Below are 20,736 nucleotides of genomic sequence, written 5' to 3' on the forward strand. Positions count from 1 at the left end.
ACCCGCGGCACGAGAGGGAGTGATCGTCATGGCAGGCGTTCCGTCCATCTGTCCGACCTTGCTGTACACCGACGCCAAGGCCGCCATCCACCTGCTCACCGAAGCCTTCGGCTTCACCCAGGTCGCGGCGTACGAGGGCGAGGACGGCGCGGTGGTGCACGCCGAGCTGTCCTACGGGAACGGCATGGTGATGCTCGGCAGCAAGGGCACCGGCAGCGCCTTCGACAAGGCGATGGAGAAGGCCGGCCCGACCGGGGTCTACGTGCGCGTCGACGACGTGGACGCGCACCACCGCCGGGCCGTCGAGCACGGTGTGGAGATCCTGATGGAGCCGACCGACCAGGACTACGGCTCGCGGGACTACATGGCCCGCGACGCCGAGGGCAACGTGTGGAGCTTCGGGACGTACGCGCCGCAGGTCTGATACCCCGCGGCGCGCACTGAGGCAGGCCGGTCGCACTCCTGTCTACGGGTGCTACGCGCCGCCGGTGTGCACCTGGAACGCGGCCCGGCGCACCGCCTTGGCCAGGGCGGGATCGGGATGGGCGGCGGCCAGGGCGACCAGCACCTGCACGGTGCGGGGGTGCCCGACCGCGCGGACCTCGTCCAGCAGCCGCGGAACCGTGGTCCGCACCGCCGAGTCGAGGTGCCGGGCCAGCAGCTCGGCCTCGCCGTGGTCGGCGATGGCCGCCGCGGTGTCCACCCAGAGCCAGGTCTGCTCCTCGGCGGTGAGCACGTCCTGCGCCTCGTCGGGGTCGACCCCGTCGTGCTCGGCGAGCCAGAGCAGGGCGTAGGGGCGCAGCGCGGCCTCCCGGGAGGCCTTGCGGACCTCCGGTTCGGCGGGGGCTCCGACGACGCGCAGGGCCTCGAAGGCGAGCCCGCGCAGCAGGGCGTCCTCGCCGCGGGCGGCGAGCAGTAGCTCGGAGACCGCGTGGCCGACGGGCCGGGCGGCCAGCCAGGCCTGGTACTCGGCGCGGGCCGGGCCGGGGGTGAGCCGCGCGCAGCCGTGGAGCATGGCGGCGGCGGACTGCTCGATGTTCCCGGCGGGGCTCTGCGCGGCGACGCAGATCTGCTCCAGCTTGACCCAGACGGCCCAGCTCCCGAGCGGGGTGAGGGTGGCCCGGGCGGGGCCGAGGGTGACGGCGTCCACGGCGGCGAGCCCGCCGAGCGCCCAGCGCAGCAGCCGGGCGAGCGGGACGGGTGCCGTCGCCGGCGCGGGGCCGGCCGGGACGGAGCCGGTGTGCGGGGTTCCGGCGGCCTGGGCCGTGGACTCGTAGGGGACCTCGCACCGCTCGTCGCGCAGTTCGGCGACGCGCTGTCCGAGCAGGTCCAGCAGATCGGGGACGGTCACGGGACCGGCGGAGAGCTGGAGCAGGGAGAGCAGCTGGGGCATGGCCTCGACCACCTCGGCGACGGCCGCGGGGGCGATGTCGGCGGGGGCGGGGTGGACCAGTGACCAGGCGTCGAAGAGGGCGACCCAGCCGCGCAGGACGGCGGTGTCGTCCCGGTTCCAGGCGCGCAGGCGCCAGCCCGGGCGGGCGTGTCCGCCGTGCATCTCGATCAGCCCGGCGAGCCGGGCGCGGTCCCAGCCGACCCGGATCTGGCCCGGCGTCAGGCTCAGCTGGGCGGCGGCGCGTTCGGCTTCGGCGGCGGGCAGGGCGCCCGCCAGGGCGGGCCCGGACCCGTCCGCGGCGCCGAGGTGGAGCTCGGCCCAGCGGGCGAGCCGTACCGCGTCGGCGAGGGAGGCGCGGGCCCTGTTCGCCAGGTCGGCCGTGGCGGGCGTGCCCGCCGGAGGCCGCGGGGCGGTCCGGGTGCGCCGGTCGGTCACCGCCTTGCGGGCCGTGGCCACGGACCGCGGGGCGACGAGTCGGAGTCTGGAGTCGCGAGCCAACTGCTCATCAGGCTTTCGGGACGTCACGTGAGCAGTCTCGCCCGTCACTGGCCGAAAGCCCAAACGGAACCAGCCATTGCCACAAGGCCCCGTAGGGACAGAACGGGACAACCCGCCCTCCCCGCCCCGTCCGCCCCGCAGTCTTCGGACAACTCGTCCGACGATCCGCCAACCGGCCCGTCCGACCGGCCCGTCACATGAAAGGGGTCAGGAAGCGGCGCAGCGCCTCTTCGTACGCGGCCGGATCGGCGTTCCACATCGCTCCGTGGGCGGCTCCGGAAACGGAGTGCAGGGTGACGAGGTCGGGGCGGGCCGCGGCGAGCCGGCGGGAGGGCTCCCAGGGGGCGAGCGTGTCGTCGGGGCCGTGGAAGATCAGTACGGGCACCTTCAGTGCGGCCGGATCCGACCCCGGGGCCCGCCGGTCGGCCCGCAGGCCCGCGCGGCTCTCGGCGGCCTTGACCGCGAACGGGAGCAGCGGGGCCGGGGTGCGGCGGGCGGCGGCGAGGGCCCGCAGGGTGGCGTGCCAGTCCAGTACGGGCGAGTCGAGGACCAGTCCGCAGATCCGGCCGGCCAGCGCCGAGCGTTCGAGGGCGTGCAGGGCCATGGTGGCGCCGGTCGACCAGCCGTGCAGGACCACGCGGCGGGCGCCGTAGCGCAGGGCATAGCGGATGGCGGCGTCGAGATCGCGCCATTCGGACTCGCCGAGGTGGCCGAGGCCGTCCGGCGGCTCGGGGGCGCCGAGGTCTCCCCGGTACCCGAGGTCCAGGACCGGGAGCTTGTTGCGGTGGAGGAAGGGCATGACCACCATCGGGTGCTCGCGGGTGGCGCCGAGCCCGTGGACGGTGATCACCCAGGTGTCGCGGGCCGCGGGCACGAACCAGGCGGGCAGCGCGCCGAGCTCCCCGGGGACGTCCACGTCGGCGTGGTCGAGTCCGAGTGCGGCGGCCGGGTTGCCCAGGTGGACCTGGGGGGTGAGGGTGACGCGGGTTCCGGGGTCGAGGCTGCCGTGGGTGACGGCGACGAGCCGGCGCACCACGGTGTCGGGGCCGTGCGGGGCGTCGGGCAGGACGGGCCCGACCACGGCGTGCACCCCGGGCGCGGTGAGCCCGTAGGTGCCGGGGCTCAGGGAGGCGAGGGAGCGGGTCAGCTCGACCCGGCCGGGCGCGGTGGAGTGGACGGTGAGCCGGGGGCTGCCGGGGAGCGGACGGCCGGGCTCGGTCCGCAGGGCCGCGTCGGCGGCGTACCGGCCGGCGAGCGCGGCGGCGGTGACGGCGGCCGCGCCGGCGCCGAGCAGGGTCGTGGTGACGGCGGCTGCCGTCGCTGTAGCGGTACGCACCGCTCCAGTGTCGAGGCGGACGGGTCGGCGGGCCACCGGAGGGAATCGTTCCGGCCGACACCCCGGAGGGGTGGCACGGAGGGGTGGCACGGAGGTGATCTAGGTCTCTTCGGGGGTTCCGGATGAACAGCTGCCCCTACCGGAAGTCCCTCCCCGAAACGTGCGGACACCCCGCCGTGACGTGCGTCAATCGACATATCAACACCCTTCCCGGGACGAAAGTCCCGATCGGGTGCCGTACCGATACACCGCATGAACCCTGCCAGTTCACCTTCCGTTCATCCAGGTTGCCTACGGTCCACGAACCACTGACGTCAAACAGAAGCCTGGGTAAATGGAGCACATAACGCTTCTCCTCGGGATCGTGATCATCACCGCTCTCGTGTTCGATTTCACGAACGGTTTTCACGACACGGCCAACGCGATGGCCACCACCATCTCGACCGGCGCCCTCAAGCCCAAGACCGCGGTGGCGATGTCCGCCGTGCTCAACCTCGTCGGCGCTTTCATGTCCGTGGAGGTCGCCAAGACGATCTCCAAGGGACTGGTCAACGAGGAAGGCATCCAGCCGGAGGTCATCTTCGCCGCCTTGGTCGGCGCGATCCTCTGGAACCTCGTCACCTGGCTGGTCGGCCTGCCCTCCAGCTCCTCGCACGCCCTGATGGGCGGCCTGATCGGTGCGGCCGTGGCCTCCGCCGGCATGGGCGCCGTCAACGGCAGCGTCGTCGTCACCAAGGTGCTGATCCCCGCGATCGCCGCGCCGCTGGTCGCCGGATTCGCCGCGTACCTGGCCACGAAGGTCACGTACAAGGTCGGCAACGGCATGGGTGAGAAGACCTCGGCCAAGGGCTACCGCGCCGGCCAGATCGCCTCCGCGGGTCTCGTCTCGCTGGCGCACGGCACCAACGACGCGCAGAAGACGATGGGCATCATCACGCTGGCGCTCGTCGCCGGCGGCGCCCTCTCCCCCGGCTCCAACCCGCCGGTCTGGGTCATCGTCTCCGCCGGTCTGGCCATCGCGATGGGCACCTACCTGGGCGGCTGGCGCATCATCCGCACCATGGGCAAGGGCCTGACCGACCTGCAGCCGCAGCAGGGCTTCGCCGCCCAGACCTCGGCCGCCAGCGTCATCCTGGCCTCCTCCTCCCTCGGCTTCTCCCTCTCCACCACCCACGCGTGCTCCGGCGCCGTCATGGGTTCGGGTCTGGGACGCAAGGGCGGCGTGGTCCGCTGGTCCACCGCCACCCGCATGTTCATCGCCTGGGGCCTGACCCTCCCGGCCGCGGCCCTGGTCGCCGCCAGCGCCGAGCTGGTCATGCGCACCGGGGACATCGGCATCGCCGGCGTCACGGTCTTCCTGATCGGCTCCTGCGTCGCCATCTGGCTGATCTCCCGCCGCCAGGTCGTCGACCACACCAACGTCAACGAGGTCGCCGCGGACGCCGCCGAGGAGCCGGGTGTCGTCACCACGGCCATCGCGGCCGTCAGCGTCCCGCCGACCGGTCTCGCGGGGGCGGTCGCCGCCGGCAGCACCGCCGCGGTGACGGACGAGGAACTGAAGGCCACCATCCCGGCCGCGACGACGACCCCCGCGGCTCCGGCCGCGGCCGTCTGACCCCCGAGAACGACAGAGGATTCAGCGGTATGAAGATCGACTGGGAAGCACTCGGCTCCGTCTTCGGGGTCAGCCTCTCCGCCACCGTCGTCCTGGTGACCCTGTTCACCCTGGGCCTGATGGGACTCTCCAAGCACGAGGCCGCCACCGAACAGGGCGGCGCCGCCACCCTGGCCCGCAGCGGTGCGTACGCCTGCTTCGCGCTCTGCGCGGCGGCCGTGGCCTACGGGATCTACCTGATCGTCGCCTGAGGCGCGGGACGGCAGCACCTGCGAAGGCTCCCTCCGGGTTCGTACCGGAGGGAGCTTTCGCATGCCCCGGCCCCTCCTCCCCCACCACCCCACCGCAGGTCAACGGCGAGTTGACGGGCCTTCGCGCTGCGTGGTGGACTGCCCGAGCCATTACGGCGGCATGGAGAGGAAGTCCGGTGCGAATCCGGCGCGGTCCCGCCACTGTCACCGGCGCACGCGGACCTCTGGCCGTGTGCGGCCGGGAGCCAGGAACTCTCGCCGCCGGACACGTCGAACCAGGGCGCGGACCCTGAGTGAGGACATACCTGCCACCATGCGTGCCGATCGCGTCTTCGCGTACGGCGCCACGGCGGGCCTGATCGGCGACCGGATCCTCGGGGATCCGCGCCGTGGGCACCCCGTGGCCGCCTTCGGACGAGCCGCCGCCGCCGTCGAACGCGCCCTGTGGCGCGACGACCGCGCGCGGGGCGCCCTGCACACCCTGCTGTGCGCCGGAGGCGCGGCCGCCGTCGGAGCACTGGGCGCCCGCGCCGTCCGCTCCCGGCCCGCGGCCGCCCGCATCGCCCTCACCGCCGCCGCCACCTGGGCCGTCGTCGGCGGCACCTCGCTGGGCCGGGAGGCCCGGGCCATCGGCGGGGCGCTCGCCGCCGGGGACGCCGAAGTGGCCCGCGAGCGGCTGCCCCACCTGTGCGGCCGCGACCCGCAGGCGCTGGACGAGCAGCAGATGGCCCGCGCGGTCGTCGAATCGGTCGCCGAGAACACCTCCGACGCCGTGGTCGGCGCCCTCGTGTGGGGCGCCGTCGCGGGCGTCCCCGGGCTGCTGGCCTTCCGCGCCGTGAACACCCTGGACGCGATGGTCGGCCACAAGTCCCCCCGCCACCTGCGCTACGGCTGGGCCTCGGCCCGGCTCGACGACGTGGCCGGCTGGCCGGGCGCCCGGCTGACGGCCCTGGCCGCCGTACTGGCCGGGCCCGACCGGCGGGGCGCCGTACGGGCCTGGCGCGCGGACGCCGCCAAGCACCCGAGCCCCAACGCGGGGCCGGTGGAGTCCTCCTTCGCCGGGGCGCTCGGCGTACGGCTGGGCGGGACCCTGGCGTACGCGGGCCGGGTCGAACACCGGGCCGTGCTCAACGGCGCGGCCGGGCGGCCCGTGGAGGTCGCCGACATAGAACGCGCGGTGCGGCTGTCGCGCCAGGTGACGTGGGTGGCGCTGGGGGCCTGCGTGGCCGCCCGGACGCTGGTCTCCCGGACGGTCGCCGCCCGTACTACGCAGAAGAAGGGGCGGCCCGCATGAGCGGCGGCGCGAAGCGCGGCGGGGGTCTCCTCGTCGCCGGTACGACCTCGGACGCGGGCAAGAGCGTGGTCACGGCGGGCATCTGCCGGTGGCTGGCCCGACAGGGCGTGAAGGTGGCCCCGTTCAAGGCACAGAACATGTCCCTCAACTCCTTCGTGACGAGGGAGGGCGCCGAGATCGGCCGCGCGCAGGCCATGCAGGCCCAGGCGGCCCGCGTGGAGCCGACCGCGCTGATGAACCCGGTGCTGCTCAAGCCCGGCAGCGACCGCAGCAGCCAGGTGGTGCTGCTGGGCAAGCCGGTGGGCGAGATGAGCGCGCGCGGTTTCTTCGGGGGGTCCGGGGGGTCGTCCCCCGGGAAAGCGCTGCACGGGGGCAGGCAGGAGCAGTTGCTCGGCATCGTCACGGACTGCCTGGAGCAGTTGCGGGGCACGTATGACGCCGTGATCTGCGAGGGGGCGGGCAGCCCGGCCGAGATCAACCTGCGCCGGACCGACATCGTGAACATGGGCATCGCGCGGGCCGCGCGGTTCCCGGTGGTCGTCGTCGGCGACATCGACCGGGGCGGGGTCTTCGCGTCCTTCTTCGGTACGACGGCCCTACTCTCCCCCGAGGACCAGTCGCTGATCGCGGGCTACCTGGTCAACAAGTTCCGCGGCGACGTCACCCTGCTGGAACCGGGCATGGAGATGCTGCGCGGCCTCACCGGGCGGGCCACGTACGGGGTGCTCCCCTTCCAGCACGGGCTGGGCATCGACGAGGAGGACGGCCTGCGGCCCCTCTTCAAAAGCACAGCCCTGCGGGGCGCCGTACGGGAATCCGTGGTCGCCCCGCCCGTCGGCGAGGACGTGCTGCGGGTCGCGGTCTGCGCGGTGCCGCTGATGTCCAACTTCACGGACGTCGACGCGCTGGCGGCGGAGCCGGGCGTGGTGGTGCGGTTCGTGGACCGGGCCGAGGAACTGGCCGACGCGGACCTGGTCGTCGTCCCCGGCACCCGCGGCACGGTCAAGGCCCTGGCCTGGCTGCGCGAGCGGGGGCTGGCGGACGCGCTGGCCCGGCGGGCCGCCGAGGGCCGGCCGGTCCTGGGCATCTGCGGCGGGTTCCAGGTCCTGGGCGAACACATCGAGGACGAGGTCGAGTCGAAGGCCGGCTCCGTGCCGGGGCTCGGGCTGCTTCCCGTACGGGTCCGCTTCGAGCGGGAGAAGACCCTGGCCCGGCCGGTGGGTTCGGCGCTGGGCGAGCCGGTGGAGGGGTACGAGATCCACCACGGGGTGGCCGAGGTCCTCGGCGGCACCCCCTTCCTGGACGGGTGCCGGGTCGGCGAGGTGTGGGGCACGCACTGGCACGGCTCGCTGGAGTCGGACGGCTTCCGCCGGGCGTTCCTCCGCGAGGTCGCCGCCGCGGCCGGCCGCCGCTTCGTCCCGGCCCCGGACACGTCGTTCTCCTCCCTGCGGGAGGAACAGCTCGACCTGCTCGGCGACCTGATCGAGGAACACGCGGACACGGACGCCCTGCTCCGCCTGATCGAGACCGGAGCCCCGCCGGGCCTCCCCTTCCTCCCCCCGGGCGCGCCGTGACGTCCCCGCCCCTGCGGGGGCCGTCCCCTACCCACCCTTCCACCGTTCCCTGGGGCTCCGCCCCAGACCCCGCGCCTCAAACGCCGGCGAGGCTGATTTTGGCCGGCGCCAGCCTGGATGTGCGGGCCGCATCAGCGAAAATCCAGCCCCTCCGGCGTTTGAGGAGCGGGGCCCGGGGCGGAGCCCCGGGGAACGGGCGAAGGGTGGGTAGGGGAACTCCGCCCCGCGCAGCGGCGCACCCGCAGCCCGGCCCCGCCGTCCACGCGCGCCCGCGCACACGCATCCGTACCCGCATACAAGAAGGGGCCACCGCATGAGCACGCCCTACCCGTTCACCGCACTGGTCGGCCAGACCGACCTGCGCCTCGCGCTGCTGCTCAACGCCGTGAGTCCCGCGGTCGGCGGTGTTCTCGTGCGCGGTGAGAAGGGGACCGCCAAGTCCACCGCCGTCCGCGCCCTGTCCACCCTGCTGCCGCAGGTGAACGTGGTCCCCGGCTGCCGGTTCAGCTGCGCGCCCACCGCCCCGGACCCCGCCTGCCCCGACGGCCCCCACGAGCCGGGACCGGCCGCCGCGCGGCCCGCCCGCATGGTGGAGCTGCCCGTCGGCGCCTCCGAGGACCGGCTCGTCGGCGCCCTCGACATCGAACGCGCCCTCTCCGAAGGCGTGAAGGCCTTCGAGCCCGGCCTGCTGGCCGACGCGCACCGCGGGATCCTGTACGTCGACGAGGTCAACCTGCTCCACGACCACCTCATCGACCTGCTCCTCGACGCCGCCGCGATGGGCGCCTCGTACGTCGAGCGCGAGGGCGTCTCCGTACGGCACGCCGCCCGCTTCCTCCTCGTCGGCACGATGAACCCCGAGGAGGGCGAGCTCCGCCCGCAGCTGCTCGACCGGTTCGGGCTGACCGTCGAGGTCGCCGCCTCCCGGGAGCCCCTCCAGCGGGTCGAGGTGGTCCGTCGCCGGCTCGCCTACGAGGACGACCCCGCGGGGTTCGCGGGCCGCTGGTCCGGGGACGAGGAAGAGGTGCGCGCCCGGGTGGTGGCCGCGCGGGCCCTGCTCCCGCAGGTGCGCCTCGGCGACACCTCGCTGCTGCAGATCGCCGCGACCTGCGCCGGTTTCGAGGTCGACGGCATGCGCGCCGACATCGTGATGGCCCGTACCGCGACCGCGCTCGCCGCCTGGGCCGGGCGGACCGAGGTGCGGAAGGAGGACGTGCGGCAGGCCGCCCTGCTGGCGCTCCCCCACCGCCGCCGCCGCAACCCCTTCGACGCGCCCGGTCTCGACGAGGAGATGCTGGACCGGATCCTGGACGGGTTCCCGGACGAGGAGCCGGAGCCCGAGCCCGACCTGGAGCCCGAGGGCCCGGGCGAGGGACCGCAGGACGGCGGCCCGGACGACGGCGGCCCCGACGGCGGGGGCGGCGTACCCCCGCAGGGCTCCGGACCTGACGCACCCGAGGCCGAGCCGGAGGCGCAGACCCCGGACGGGCCCGAACAGCGGCCCGAGACGCAGCCCTCCGCCCAGGAGGGCGGGGCGTCGGACGGTCCGGCCGAGCAGGCACCCGTACGGGCCGCCGAGCCGTTCCGCATCAAGATGCTCAGCGTCCCGGGTCTCGGCGAGGGTGCCTCCGGGCGGCGTTCGCGCGCCCGCACCGCGCACGGCCGCACCACCGGCGCCCAGCGCCCCCGCGGCCAGCTGACCAAGCTGCACCTGGCGGCGACCGTCCACGCCGCCGCCCCGCACCAGAAGGCGCGCGGGCGCACCGGCCGCGGGCTGGTCGTCCGCAAGGACGATCTGCGCCAGGCGACCCGCGAGGGCCGCGAGGGCAACCTGGTCCTGTTCCTCGTCGACGCCTCCGGCTCCATGGCCGCCCGGCAGCGCATGAGCGCGGTCAAGGGCGCCGTGCTGTCCCTGCTGCTCGACGCCTACCAGCGCCGGGACAAGGTCGGCCTGATCACCTTCCGGGGTTCCTCGGCCGAGCTGGCGCTGCCGCCCACCTCCTCCGTCGACGCCGCCGCGGCCCGGCTGGAGAACCTGCCGACCGGCGGTCGCACCCCGCTCGCCGCCGGGCTGCTCAAGGCCCACGAAGTCCTGCGGATCGAGCGGCTGCGGGACCCGAGCCGGCGTCCGCTGCTCGTGGTCGTCACCGACGGGCGGGCCACCTCGGCCGGCGCCGTCGGCGGCCCGCACCATGGCACGCCGCGCGAGCTTTCCGTGCGCAGCGCCCGGCTGCTGGCGGCCGGCGGGGTCGCCTCCGTGGTCGTGGACTGCGAGTCGGGGCCGGTCCGGCTCGGGCTGGCCGGCGTACTGGCCGCCGATCTGGGCGGCCCGGTCGTCACCCTCGACGGGCTGCGGGCCGATTCGCTGGCCGGGCTCGTGAAGGCCGGAATCACTAAAAGCGTACGTACCCCATCCCCGACCCTCAGGAGGGCCGCGTAATGCCGCAGGGACAGCCGTCCGTCGTTCCGGACGACGGACTCACGACGCGTCAGCGCCGCAACCGCCCGCTCGTCTTCGTCCACACCGGGCCGGGCAAGGGCAAGTCGACGGCCGCCTTCGGTCTGGCGCTGCGCGCCTGGAACCAGGGCTGGCCGATCGGGGTGTTCCAGTTCGTCAAGTCGGCGAAGTGGAAGGTCGGCGAGGAGAACGCGCTGAAGGTGCTCGGCGCCTCCGGCGAGGGCGGCTCCGTCGTCTGGCACAAGATGGGCGAGGGCTGGTCCTGGGTCCAGCGCGACGCGCAGCTCGACAACGAGCAGGCCGCCAAGGAGGGCTGGGAGCAGGTCAAGCGGGATCTGGCCGCCGAGACGCACAAGCTGTACGTGCTGGACGAGTTCGCGTACCCGATGCACTGGGGCTGGATCGACGTCGATGAGGTCGTCGAGGTGCTGCGCAACCGCCCCGGCACCCAGCACGTGGTGATCACCGGGCGCAACGCACCCGAGAAGCTGGTGGAGTTCGCGGACCTCGTCACGGAGATGACCAAGGTCAAGCACCCGATGGACGCCGGCCAGAAGGGCCAGAAGGGCATCGAGTGGTGACCTCGTTCAACGTACCGAGACTGGTGATCGCCGCGCCCTCCTCCGGCAGCGGCAAGACCACCGTCGCGACGGGCCTGATGGCGGCCTTCTCGGAGCGCGGCCTCGCCGTGTCCCCGCACAAGGCCGGGCCCGACTACATCGACCCGGGCTACCACGCGCTGGCCACGGGCCGGCCGGGGCGCAACCTGGACGCCTTCATGTGCGGGCCCGACCTGGTGGCCCCGCTGTTCGCGCACGGGGCCGCCGGATGCGATCTGGCCGTCATCGAAGGCGTGATGGGGCTCTACGACGGGGCCGCGGGGCGGGGCGAACTGGCGTCGACCGCGCAGGTCGCGAAGCTGCTCCGGGCGCCGGTGGTGCTGGTCGTCGACGCGTCCTCGCAGTCGCGGTCGGTGGCGGCGCTGGTGCACGGCTTCGCCTCCTTCGACCCGCAGGTGCGCCTCGGCGGCGTGATCCTGAACAAGGTCGGCTCCGACCGGCACGAGGTGATGCTGCGGGAGGCCCTGGAGGAAGCGGGGATGCCGGTGCTCGGCGTCCTGCGGCGGGCTCCGCAGGTGGCCGCGCCCTCGCGGCACCTGGGGCTGGTGCCGGTCGCCGAGCGGCGGGCGGATGCGGTGTCCTCCGTCGCCGCGCTGGCCGACCAGGTCCGCCAGGGCTGCGACCTGGACGCGCTGATGGCCTTGGCCCGGACGGCTCCGGCGCTGGCTTGCGAAGCCTGGGCTCCGGAACAGGCTTTGCTCCCCCACCCCGCCCCTTCCCGAAACTGGGGCTCCGCCCCAGATCCCGCGCCTCAAACGCCGGCGAGGCTGGATCTTTCAGCCCGTCCGGCGTTTGAGGACCGGGTCCGGGCAGAGCCCGGTTTCGGGAAGGGGCGGGGTGGGGGACCTGTCGTCGCGGTTGCCGGAGGGGCCGCCTTCACGTTCTCGTACGCCGAGCACGCGGAGCTGCTGCGCGCGGCAGGCGCGGAGGTGGTCACCTTCGACCCGCTGCGCGACGAGGCGCTGCCCGAGGGAACCACGGGCCTGGTGATCGGCGGCGGGTTCCCCGAGGTGTACGCCCCGGAGCTGTCCGCCAACGAGCCGCTCCGCAAGGCCGTCGCCGCGTTCGCCGCGGCGGGCGGCCCGTTGGCCGCGGAGTGCGCGGGGCTGCTGTACCTGGCCCGTTCGCTGGACGGGAAGCCCATGTGCGGGGTGCTCGACGCCGACGCGCGGATGTCGGAGCGGCTCACGCTCGGCTACCGCGAGGCGGTCGCCGTCTCCGACAGCGTGCTCGCAGCGGCCGGGACCCGGCTGCGCGGGCACGAGTTCCACCGGACGGTGATCGAGCCGGGCGCCGGGACCACGCCGGCGTGGGGCTTCACGCATCCGGAACGCCGGGTCGAGGGCTTCGTGGTGGACGGTGTGCACGCCAGCTACCTGCACACGCACTGGGCGGCGGAGCCCTCCGTGGCCCTGCGCTTCGCCGAGGCAGCGGCAGCGGCAGCGGCAGCGCATCGGTGAACCGGAGACGCCCGGGGCCGTCACTCGGCCAGGCCCACGACCAGCCAGATCCCCGCCACCCCGCCCACGGTGCACATCAGGGTGGACAGCGCGGGGTGCTTGTGGTGGGCCTCGGGCAGGATCTCGGCGGCGGCCAGGTACAGCAGGACGCCGCCGAAGAATCCGAGGTAGGCCCCGAGCGGTTCCTCCGGAAGGGTGAACAGCAAAGTGGACGCGGCGCCCACGACGGGGGCCGCCGCGTCCGCGAAGAGCATCAGCAGGGCCTTGCGGCGGGCGTTCCCGTACAGCCGGGTGAGGGTGTACGTGTTGAACCCGTCGGCGAAGTCGTGGGTGATGACGGCCAGCGCCACGGCCACGCCCATCCCCCCGCCGACCTGGAACGCGGCGCCGAGGGCCACCCCGTCGGCGAGGCTGTGGCCGACCATGGCGGCGGCCGCCGCCAGGCCGACCTTGGGGACCCTCTGCCCGGACTCCCCGAGCCCGTCGCCGTTCGCGCCCCCGTGGGAGGCCTGCCGGACGGCCAGGACCCGTTCCACGCAGTGCGCGGCGAGGAACCCGCCGACGAAGAGCAGCAGGGCGAGCGGGACTCCGAACAGTTCGTCTCCGGCCGCGTGCATGGCCTCCGGGAGCAGGTCGAGGCCCACGACGCCGAGCATCAGCCCGCCGGCCAGTCCCAGCACGAGGTGGCGGCGGTCGGTGACGCGCTGCGCCGCCCATCCGCCTGCCAGGGTCATCAGGAACGCACCCAACGCCACGATCACGGCCATGTGCCCCTGCATACCGACTCCGCGCCGCCCGCGCACTTCCGCGCCCGGGTGGCGGAGCACGGAGGGTTGACGGGCCGGCCGCACCCGAAGTCCCCGCCCGCGGAGCCCGCGAGCACGGAGTCCCCGAACGCGCATAGGGCACCATGCACGAACACGGGAACGAACACGGGCGCGAACAGCACCATGAACACGACGACGGAGAACGGGTGAACCTGTTGGGCGAGTACGCGACGCAACTGGTCGTCGGGGTCGGTGGCCGCGCGGGCGTGTCCGTGGCGGAGGTGTGCGCGCTGGTGGAGGAGACCCTGCGCGGCGCCGGGCTGGCGTCGGAGTCCGTGACGGCCCTGGCCACCGTGGAGGGGAAGGAGCTGGAGGCGGGGATCGCGGGTGCGGCGGAACGTTTCGGCGTGCCGCTGCTGAGCTACCCCGCCGAGCGGCTGGCCGCGATCCCGGTGCCGCATCCCTCGGACGCCGCCCGCGACGCCGCCGGCACCGCGTCGGTGGCGGAGGCCGCCGCGCTCGCCGGGGGCGGGGAACTCCTCGTGCCCAAGAGGCGGTCGGTGGCGGCGACCTGCGCCGTCGCCACGGCCCACACGCACGACCTGCGCCACCACGGGGACGCGGAGGTCTCGGACGGGGGCGCGGGGCTGGTCGACCTCGCGGTGAACGTACGGTCCCACACCCCGCCGCAGTGGCTGAAGGACCGCATCGCGGCTTCGCTCGACGTCCTGTCCGCCTACCCCGACGGCCGCGCCGCCCGCGCGGCCGTGGCCCTTCGCCACGGGCTGCCGGTCGAGCGGGTGCTCCTGACCGCGGGCGCCGCGGAGGCGTTCGTACTGATCGCGCGGGCGCTGGGCGCCGTACGGCCGGTGGTGGTGCATCCGCAGTTCACCGAGCCGGAGGCGGCCCTGCGCGACGCGGGCCACCGGGTGGAGCGGGTGGTGCTGCGGGCCGCGGACGGCTTCCGGCTGGACCCGGCGGCGGTACCGGAGGAGGCCGACCTCGTGGTGGTCGGCAATCCGACCAACCCGACCTCGGTGCTGCACCCCGCGGCGACCCTGGCCGCGCTGGCCCGGCCCGGCCGGATCCTGGTGGTCGACGAGGCCTTCATGGACGCGGTCCCCGGCGAACGCGAGGCGCTGGCCGGGCGGACGGACGTACCGGGCCTGGTGGTGCTGCGGAGCCTGACCAAGACCTGGGGCCTGGCCGGGCTGCGCATCGGCTACGTACTGGCCGAGCCCGGGGTGATCGCGAAGCTGGCGGCGGCGCAGCCGCTGTGGCCGGTGTCCACGCCCGCGCTGGTGGCGGCCGAGGCGTGCGTCTCCCCCGCGGCACTGGCCGAGGCGGAGGCCGCGGCCCGGCAGATCGCGGTGGACCGGGAGCACCTGCTCGCGGGGCTCGCGGAGTTCGAGGAGATCTCGGTGGCCGGGACGGCGGCGGGGCCGTTCGTGCTGATCCGGGTCGAGGGCGCCGCGGAGATCCGCACCCGGCTGCGCGCGCTGGGCTTCGCCGTGCGCCGCGGCGACACCTTCCCGGGGCTGGACCGCTCCTGGCTGCGGCTGGCGGTCCGCGACCGCGCGACGACGGGGCGCCTCCTCCAGGCCCTCGACATGGCCCTCGCGGCACGCCTGACCGCGCGCTGACCCGCGCGCCGGCCGCTCGCTGACCCGGGCCCGCCACCCGTCGGCCGCGGGCCGACCCGAGGCGCGTGGCACCCCCTGCCACCCGCGTGCCTCGTGCCTCGCGCCTCGTTCTGACGGCAAGCCACCCTGGTGGGGCCCGCCCGCGCGGACCTCACCCCAATGGCGCGTTTCCGTGGGTCGCACGGGGCGGGGCTCGCACCGGTGCGCGATCATTTCCGCAGGCAACAACCATGCGACACCGGGGGTACGGGGATGAAGACAGCCGGCAAGATAGGCGCGGCCGTGGCCGGACTGGCCGTGGTCGGGGGCGCCGCCTACGGCGTGACGCAGCTGGCCGGCCGGGACGGCGGCGCGTCGGGCGAACAGCGGCTGGCGGCGAAGCCGGGGGCGTCGGCGAGCCCGGGCCGCGACGCCTCGGCCCCGGCCGGAGCCGCGCCCTCGGCCGTGCCCGGCGGGAAGCCGTTCACCCTCGTCGGCACCGGCGACATCATCCCGTACCCGTCGATCATCCAGCGGGCCGCCGCCGACTCCGCGGAGAAGGGCGGCTACGACTTCCGGAAGATACTCGCCGGGGTCAAGCCCATCGTCTCCGCCGCGGACCTGGCGATATGCCACCACGAGATACCGTACGGCCGGCCCGGCGGCCCCTACACCGGCTTCCCCCTCTTCAAGGCCCCGCACCAACTGGCCGACGCCCTCAAGGACACCGGCTACGACAGCTGCTCGACCGCCTCGAACCACACCCTGGACGACGGGTACGACGGCCTCGTCCGCGTCCTCGACCACCTCGACCGCGTCGGCATCCGCCACGTCGGCTCGGCCCGCGGCGCCGAGGAGGCCAAGACCCCGGCCCTGCTCGAAGCCGGCGGGGCCAAGGTCGCGCAACTGGACTACACGTACGGGACGAACGGCATCCCGCTCCCCGACGGCAAGCCCTGGGCCGTGAACCTGATCGACCCGGCGCGGATCATCGCCGACGCCCGCGCCGCGCGCGCGGCCGGCGCGAACGTCGTCGTCCTCAGCGTCCACTGGGGCTCCGAGTGGCAGACCGCCCCGGACCGGCAGCAACTGGACCTGGCCCAGGCACTGACCGCCTCGCGCGGGACGGACGGCCTCCCCGACATCGACCTGATCCTCGGCACCCACAACCACGTGCCGCAGCCGTACGAGAAGGTCAACGGCACCTGGGTCGTGTACGGCATGGGCGACCAGGTGGCCAGCTTCTACGAGGCCGCCAAGGCCCGCGGCAACATGGCCTCGATCCCCCGCTTCACCTTCGCCCCGGCGGCCGACCGTCCGGGCCGCTGGGAGGTGGTGAAGGCCGAGTACCTCACCCAGTTCTCGGACATGCGGCCGCCGTTCCGCGTCGTCTGCACCTCCTGCGCGGCAGCCGCCTCCTCCGCCGACGGCACGTACGCCGCCGCCGACCGCGAGGTGACGAAGGCCGTCATGTCACGCGGCGCCGGGGCTCAGGGGCTGACGCGCGCGACGGAGTAGGGACCGGTGCCGGCCGGCCGGCCGGGCCCGCCGCCCGGCACCCGGCCGGCCCGGAAGGACACGCCCCGGGCCTACGAGGCCCTGCCCCGCCGGGTCACGACCAGCGCGGCGGCGCCGAAGCCGAGCAGGAGCAGCGCACCGCCCGTCACGAACGGGGTGAGCGAGCCGCCTCCCGTCTCGGCGAGGTCGGGCTGCGTCCCGGAGCCGCCCGCGGTGCCCGTCTGGGGCTTGATGTCGGGCAGCGTCGAAGCACTGGCGCTGGGGGCCGGGGCGGCCGGGGACTCGCAGCGGGCCTCGGCGAGCACGACCTCCCCCTCGACCTGGGCGACGTTCAGATCGAGCGGGTTCACCGACACCTTGAGCCGCAGCGCGGCCGCGGCGGCCGTGGTGGAGGTGGTCTCGGCGGCGGAGAGCTCCAGGCTCACCAGGCCGACCTTGGGGACCTCGACCTTGGTGGGGCCGCCCGCCGAGAGGGTGACCTTCTTGCCCAGGACGGTCACGGTGCCCAGGACGCTGGAGGTGGCGACCGGCTTCTTGCCCGCCTCGCAGACGGCCTTGGAGCTGACCTTCTCGACCTGGATCAAGGACAGCAGGGGCAGGCCCGGCACGTGGACCCGGGCCTTGGCGAGGTTGGCCTCCGCCTCGGCGCGGCCGGATTCGACGGTGGCCTTGGAGGTGGCGACGTCGGCGCGCAGGATGCGCACCGGCCTCCCGCCGTCGACCCCGTCGAGGGTGACGGTCAGCGCCGTCTTCTCGGCGTCCGCCGGGGCGCTGACCTCGTTGAGGGTCGCCTTCAGCGGGACGTGCACGGTCTTGTTGAGCAGGCCCACGTCCAGCGTGGTGCGCAGGACGACGGCGCTCGCCTTGCCCTTCCCCGGGTGGGATCCGGTGGAGCCGGCGGAGCCGGTGGCGAAGGCGGGCGGGGCGGTGAGCAGGGCAACCGCTCCCGTGGCGACGAGCGCGGCCACGGGCATGCGGAAGGTGTTGCTGTTCAAGGTGGTGGAACCCCCAGGGAGATGGGAGCCGTCGCGCCGCCAATGGGGGACATTGCGCGCGCCGACGGCCTCGACCCCGGAATCTTTACGCACTGAGAGTGAACGGGAGTGAACCCGGCGTGAGTTCACCCCAAAGGGTGGTTTCCAGGCATAGGTTCGAATACATGCGCCTCACCCGGAACGGGAGTTCCCTCTCATCCCGGGAATCCCTTCCTCCCGGGCCCGCACCGGGCGTACACAACGACCGGCCGACCGCCGACGTCACGCCCCGTCAACTCCCGTACCCCTACGGACCTCAGGGCCCAGGACCCAGGCCCTCAGGCCACCACCGTGCCGTTCACCACCACCCGCTGCGGCGCCGCCAGTGCCCGTACGTCGGCCCGGGGATCGGCCTCGTAGACCACCAGGTCGGCCGGCGCCCCCTCCGTCAGGCCGGGCCTGCCGAGCCACTCGCGCGCTCCCCAGGCCGTCGCCGAGAGGGCCTGGAGCGGCGGGATCCCGGCCTTGACGAGCTCGCCGACCTCGGCCGCGACCAGGCCGTGCGGCAGGGAACCCCCCGCGTCGGTGCCGACGTAGACCCCGATGCCCGCGTCGTAGGCGGCGCGGACGGTGTCGTAGCGCCGCTCGTGCAGCCGGCGCATGTGCGCCGACCACCGCGGGAACTTCGCCTCGCCGCCCGCGGCCATCTTCGGGAAGGTCGCGATGTTCACGAGGGTCGGGACGATGGCCACACCACGCTCCGCGAACAGCGGGATGGTGTCCTCGGTCAGCCCCGTGGCGTGCTCGATGCAGTCGATGCCCGCCTCGACCAGGTCCCGCAGCGAGTCCTCGGCGAAGCAGTGCGCGGTGACGCGCGCCCCGAGGCGGTGGGCCTCGGCGATGGCGGCCTCGACCTCGGCGCGCGGCCAGCAGGCGGTCAGGTCCCCGGCCTCGCGGTCGATCCAGTCCCCGACCAGCTTGACCCAGCCGTCGCCGCGCCGCGCCTCGCGGCCGACGTACTCGACGAGGTCGGCGGGCTCGATCTCGTGGGCGAAGTTGCGGATGTAGCGGCGGGTGCGGGCGATGTGCCGGCCCGCCCGGATGACCTTCGGCAGGTCCTCGCGGCCGTCGATCCACCGGGTGTCGGACGGGGATCCGGCATCGCGGATGAGGAGGGTGCCGGCGTCCCGGTCGGTCAGGGCCTGCCGCTCGGCGGTGTCCGCGTCCACCGGCCCGTGGGCGTCGAGCCCCACGTGGCAGTGCGCGTCGACCAGTCCGGGCAGCACCCACCCGGTGACCTCGGTGACCTCCCGGGCGCCGCGCGGGCGCTCGTAGGAGATCCGGCCGCCCACCACCCAGAGCTCGTCACGGACCTCGTCAGGTCCGACCAGTACCCGCCCCTTGACGTGCAGCAGCCCCGAACTCGCGCTGTCACCGTTGACCTCGTCGCTCATGGCGGCACTCTATGCGCGGGCTCGGTAGGCTCTCCAGGTCGGTCCGGACTTATCCGGACGAACGACCCAGGGCCGGGAGAGAAGAGCGGTCCCGGACCGAGAGAACGACCCCAGACCGAGAGAACGAAGAGAGCGGCGCCGTGACCCACCCCCTCCTGGACCTTCCGCCCCTGACCGCCGCGCGCTTCGCGTCGATCGAGCGGGGGGTCGCGGAGCTGCTCGGGACCCGGGCCGACGTCGTGATCACCCAGGGCGAGGCCCTGCTGCCGCTGGAGGGGTGCATCCGGTCGGGCGCGCGGCCCGGTTCGACCGCGCTGAACGTGGTGACCGGCCCCTACGGGACCACCTTCGGCAACTGGCTGCGCGACTGCGGGGCGAGCGTCGTGGACCTGGAGGTCCCCTTCGACACGGCCGTGTCCGCCGACCAGGTGGACCGGGCCCTGTCGGAGCACCCGGAGATCGACTTCGTCTCCCTGGTCCACGCGGAGGCGGCCACCGGGAACACCAACCCGGTGGCGGAGATCGGCGAGGTCGTACGGGCCCACGGGGCGCTGTTCATGCTGGACGCGGTGGCCTCGGTGGGCGCCGAGCCGCTGCTGCCGGACGCGTGGGGCGTGGACCTGTGCGTGATCGGCGCGCAGAAGGCGATGGGCGGACCGGCGGGCGTCTCCGCGGTGTCGGTGTCCGACCGCGCCTGGGCCCGCTTCGCGGAGAACCCCTCGGCGCCCCGCCGCTCCTACCTCTCCCTGCTGGACAGGTACCCGCTCTAAACACACCCTAGCTGCACCACGAGACACGACGTAAGACCCCGCCCACCTGCCGAACGAAGTGGCAGGCGAACGGGGCTTTTTGCTGTTCAGCGACAGCAAGCCGCACAGGCGACGTTGCGGGCCTCACCGGTTACCGGGTCAACGATGATCGTCACACCCTCGCCGTGCGGGCAGACTCGGCGTAGGCGTCGGCTAGGACTCTCCTCGGTTCGGCAGGTGCCCAGCAGTGCGACCACCTCTTGGTACCGGGGGTCTACCCACTCACCCCTACGCGCTTCTTCGCTCACCGCAACTCCCTTGTGGCAGAACGTAGTCAACGGTAGCGGGTCAGGGTGCGTCCCCGACGCTGTCCGTCCAGAGTCGTTGCTAGCTCGGCGGGGCCGCACAGTTGGACCCTCCGTCTGTGCACTCGCTGTGCATACAGTCCGCCGACACGACGACCGCCGACTGAGCTTCCACGCTCCACAAGTACGCGTCGGGTACGTGTCCCGCTGCGCGGATGGCGTTGAGGGTCCGCGCGACGGTGGCCGTGTCGTGCTTCTTCGTCGCGGGGGTTTCCGGGACGTGGTGCACGAACCGCCCCAGCAGCCGGCACAGCTCGGCGTACGCCTTCGTGTCCGTGATGAGGGCGTGCCATCCCTCATCGACGACCCGGGACGGGCGCAACTCCAGGCCTGGCGTCTGGTTCAGCGCTGCGGCCGCGACGAACTTCACGGCCTCGCTCACGATCCTGTCGGCCATACCGTCCGAAAGCTCGGGGTTGGCCTTCTCGACGGTACGAACGGCGGTGGCGAAGGCCGTGGCCGAAAGGAGGCTGGCAGCAGGTAAGGCAGCCTCGGAAGCGGTGATCTGTGACATGTGTCCTCCGTCGTTTCTGGAAGGTGCTGTGTTGCCCACCCGTGAGGAGTGGGAGATCAGGGGAGGGTCGGCCCGCACCGTGGGCACTCACACGGCGGGAACTCGATTCCGAAACCCTCGTAGTAGCCGAAGGCCCGGAACCGGGCGATGTCTACTGCCGACCGGTGAATGACTGGGCCCTGAGTGCCGGACATGATCGCGCGCCGATCGCACGCCGTCGCCGTCACCTTGCGGGTGAGCCCACGGTCCGTGATGGCGACCGTGTACCGGACGA

The 20,736-nt window shown here is 73.9% G+C and carries 16 protein-coding genes, 1 pseudogene and 1 riboswitch; of the genes and pseudogenes, 11 read left to right on the forward strand and 6 right to left on the reverse strand.

Annotated elements, in window-relative coordinates; genetic code table 11:
- The first annotated feature begins 28 nt into the window (after nt 1-28).
- Complete coding sequence (locus ACODT5_RS26400; RefSeq protein WP_422521712.1) at nt 29-424, forward strand: VOC family protein; 396 nt, start codon at nt 29-31, stop codon at nt 422-424.
- 51 nt (nt 425-475) lie between these two features.
- Here ACODT5_RS26400 and ACODT5_RS26405 read toward each other — a convergent pair whose 3' ends face one another.
- A complete protein-coding gene (locus ACODT5_RS26405; RefSeq protein ID WP_422521713.1) occupies nt 476-1,918 on the reverse strand; it encodes a hypothetical protein in 1,443 nt (480 codons plus the stop codon).
- A 166-nt stretch (nt 1,919-2,084) separates the two neighbouring features.
- Nucleotides 2,085-3,227, reverse strand: coding sequence for an alpha/beta hydrolase family protein (locus ACODT5_RS26410; protein ID WP_422521714.1), 1,143 nt, complete (start codon nt 3,225-3,227; stop codon nt 2,085-2,087).
- A 334-nt stretch (nt 3,228-3,561) separates the two neighbouring features.
- On the opposite strand from ACODT5_RS26410, the gene ACODT5_RS26415 reads away from it, so the two are divergent.
- The 7 genes from ACODT5_RS26415 to ACODT5_RS26445 all read left to right on the forward strand — a co-directional run bounded on the left by ACODT5_RS26415 (nt 3,562) and on the right by ACODT5_RS26445 (nt 12,499).
- Nucleotides 3,562-4,842, forward strand: a complete 1,281-nt coding sequence (locus tag ACODT5_RS26415) for an inorganic phosphate transporter (protein WP_422521715.1) — start codon at nt 3,562-3,564, stop codon at nt 4,840-4,842.
- Between the two features lie 29 nt (nt 4,843-4,871).
- Nucleotides 4,872-5,093, forward strand: coding sequence for a hypothetical protein (locus ACODT5_RS26420; RefSeq protein WP_243338472.1), 222 nt, complete (start codon nt 4,872-4,874; stop codon nt 5,091-5,093).
- Nucleotides 5,094-5,258: 165 nt separating this feature from the next.
- A riboswitch (cobalamin riboswitch) is annotated at nt 5,259-5,348 on the forward strand.
- Between the two features lie 58 nt (nt 5,349-5,406).
- Nucleotides 5,407-6,387: a cobalamin biosynthesis protein gene (locus ACODT5_RS26425; protein ID WP_422521716.1), complete on the forward strand. Its 981-nt coding sequence runs from the start codon at nt 5,407-5,409 to the stop codon at nt 6,385-6,387.
- A complete protein-coding gene (locus tag ACODT5_RS26430; RefSeq protein ID WP_422521717.1) occupies nt 6,384-7,961 on the forward strand; it encodes a cobyric acid synthase in 1,578 nt (525 codons plus the stop codon). The genes ACODT5_RS26425 and ACODT5_RS26430 overlap by 4 nt, the downstream gene beginning before the upstream one ends.
- A 313-nt stretch (nt 7,962-8,274) precedes the next feature.
- Nucleotides 8,275-10,401 (forward strand): putative cobaltochelatase, encoded by a 2,127-nt coding sequence (locus ACODT5_RS26435; protein WP_422521718.1) that lies wholly within the window; start codon nt 8,275-8,277, stop codon nt 10,399-10,401.
- Nucleotides 10,401-11,000 (forward strand): cob(I)yrinic acid a,c-diamide adenosyltransferase, encoded by a 600-nt coding sequence (gene cobO, locus ACODT5_RS26440; RefSeq protein WP_243338462.1) that lies wholly within the window; start codon nt 10,401-10,403, stop codon nt 10,998-11,000. The genes ACODT5_RS26435 and cobO overlap by 1 nt, the downstream gene beginning before the upstream one ends.
- A complete protein-coding gene (locus ACODT5_RS26445) occupies nt 10,994-12,499 on the forward strand; it encodes a cobyrinic acid a,c-diamide synthase CobB (RefSeq protein WP_422521719.1) in 1,506 nt (501 codons plus the stop codon). Before cobO ends, ACODT5_RS26445 begins: the two co-directional genes overlap by 7 nt.
- Nucleotides 12,500-12,519: 20 nt before the next feature.
- Here ACODT5_RS26445 and ACODT5_RS26450 read toward each other — a convergent pair whose 3' ends face one another.
- Nucleotides 12,520-13,266 (reverse strand): ZIP family metal transporter, encoded by a 747-nt coding sequence (locus ACODT5_RS26450; protein ID WP_422521720.1) that lies wholly within the window; start codon nt 13,264-13,266, stop codon nt 12,520-12,522.
- 206 nt (nt 13,267-13,472) lie between these two features.
- Here ACODT5_RS26450 and cobC point away from each other — a divergent pair, with 206 nt between their 5' ends.
- Together cobC and ACODT5_RS26460 are read left to right on the forward strand one after the other, a co-directional pair.
- Nucleotides 13,473-14,909 carry an Rv2231c family histidinol phosphate aminotransferase CobC gene (gene cobC, locus ACODT5_RS26455; RefSeq protein WP_422521721.1) on the forward strand — a complete coding sequence of 479 codons (1,437 nt, stop codon included), beginning with the start codon at nt 13,473-13,475 and terminating at the stop codon, nt 14,907-14,909.
- Nucleotides 14,910-15,161: 252 nt separating this feature from the next.
- A complete protein-coding gene (locus ACODT5_RS26460) occupies nt 15,162-16,406 on the forward strand; it encodes a CapA family protein (RefSeq protein ID WP_422521722.1) in 1,245 nt (414 codons plus the stop codon).
- 71 nt (nt 16,407-16,477) lie between these two features.
- Here the strand turns inward: ACODT5_RS26460 and ACODT5_RS26465 are convergent, their stop codons facing one another.
- Nucleotides 16,478-17,401, reverse strand: a complete 924-nt coding sequence (locus ACODT5_RS26465) for an SCO1860 family LAETG-anchored protein (protein WP_422521723.1) — start codon at nt 17,399-17,401, stop codon at nt 16,478-16,480.
- A gap of 317 nt (nt 17,402-17,718) precedes the next feature.
- Nucleotides 17,719-18,834, reverse strand: coding sequence for an amidohydrolase family protein (locus ACODT5_RS26470; protein WP_422521724.1), 1,116 nt, complete (start codon nt 18,832-18,834; stop codon nt 17,719-17,721).
- Nucleotides 18,835-18,974: 140 nt separating this feature from the next.
- Here ACODT5_RS26470 and ACODT5_RS26475 point away from each other — a divergent pair.
- Nucleotides 18,975-19,589 (forward strand): annotated as a pseudogene (locus ACODT5_RS26475) (aminotransferase class V-fold PLP-dependent enzyme); the annotation flags it as partial.
- 381 nt (nt 19,590-19,970) lie between these two features.
- Here ACODT5_RS26475 and ACODT5_RS26480 read toward each other — a convergent pair.
- Nucleotides 19,971-20,462 (reverse strand): glycine-rich domain-containing protein, encoded by a 492-nt coding sequence (locus tag ACODT5_RS26480; protein ID WP_422521725.1) that lies wholly within the window; start codon nt 20,460-20,462, stop codon nt 19,971-19,973.
- Between the last annotated feature and the right edge of the window lie 274 nt (nt 20,463-20,736).

The sequence above is a fragment of the Streptomyces tatrensis genome (assembly GCF_049310065.1).
Lineage (GTDB): Bacteria > Actinomycetota > Actinomycetes > Streptomycetales > Streptomycetaceae > Streptomyces.

Excerpts from the sequence above, each read along its gene's own strand:
- ACODT5_RS26400 (WP_422521712.1), top strand. The coding sequence starts at position 29 with ATGGCAGGCGTTCCGTCCATCTGTCCGACCTTGCTGTACACCGACGCC.
- ACODT5_RS26415 (WP_422521715.1), top strand. The coding sequence starts at position 3,562 with ATGGAGCACATAACGCTTCTCCTCGGGATCGTGATCATCACCGCTCTC.
- ACODT5_RS26420 (WP_243338472.1), top strand. The coding sequence starts at position 4,872 with ATGAAGATCGACTGGGAAGCACTCGGCTCCGTCTTCGGGGTCAGCCTC.
- ACODT5_RS26425 (WP_422521716.1), top strand. The coding sequence starts at position 5,407 with ATGCGTGCCGATCGCGTCTTCGCGTACGGCGCCACGGCGGGCCTGATC.
- ACODT5_RS26430 (WP_422521717.1), top strand. The coding sequence starts at position 6,384 with ATGAGCGGCGGCGCGAAGCGCGGCGGGGGTCTCCTCGTCGCCGGTACG.
- ACODT5_RS26435 (WP_422521718.1), top strand. The coding sequence starts at position 8,275 with ATGAGCACGCCCTACCCGTTCACCGCACTGGTCGGCCAGACCGACCTG.
- cobO (WP_243338462.1), top strand. The coding sequence starts at position 10,401 with ATGCCGCAGGGACAGCCGTCCGTCGTTCCGGACGACGGACTCACGACG.
- ACODT5_RS26450 (WP_422521720.1), bottom strand. The coding sequence starts at position 13,266 with ATGGCCGTGATCGTGGCGTTGGGTGCGTTCCTGATGACCCTGGCAGGC.
- ACODT5_RS26460 (WP_422521722.1), top strand. The coding sequence starts at position 15,162 with ATGAAGACAGCCGGCAAGATAGGCGCGGCCGTGGCCGGACTGGCCGTG.
- ACODT5_RS26470 (WP_422521724.1), bottom strand. The coding sequence starts at position 18,834 with ATGAGCGACGAGGTCAACGGTGACAGCGCGAGTTCGGGGCTGCTGCAC.
- ACODT5_RS26480 (WP_422521725.1), bottom strand. The coding sequence starts at position 20,462 with ATGTCACAGATCACCGCTTCCGAGGCTGCCTTACCTGCTGCCAGCCTC.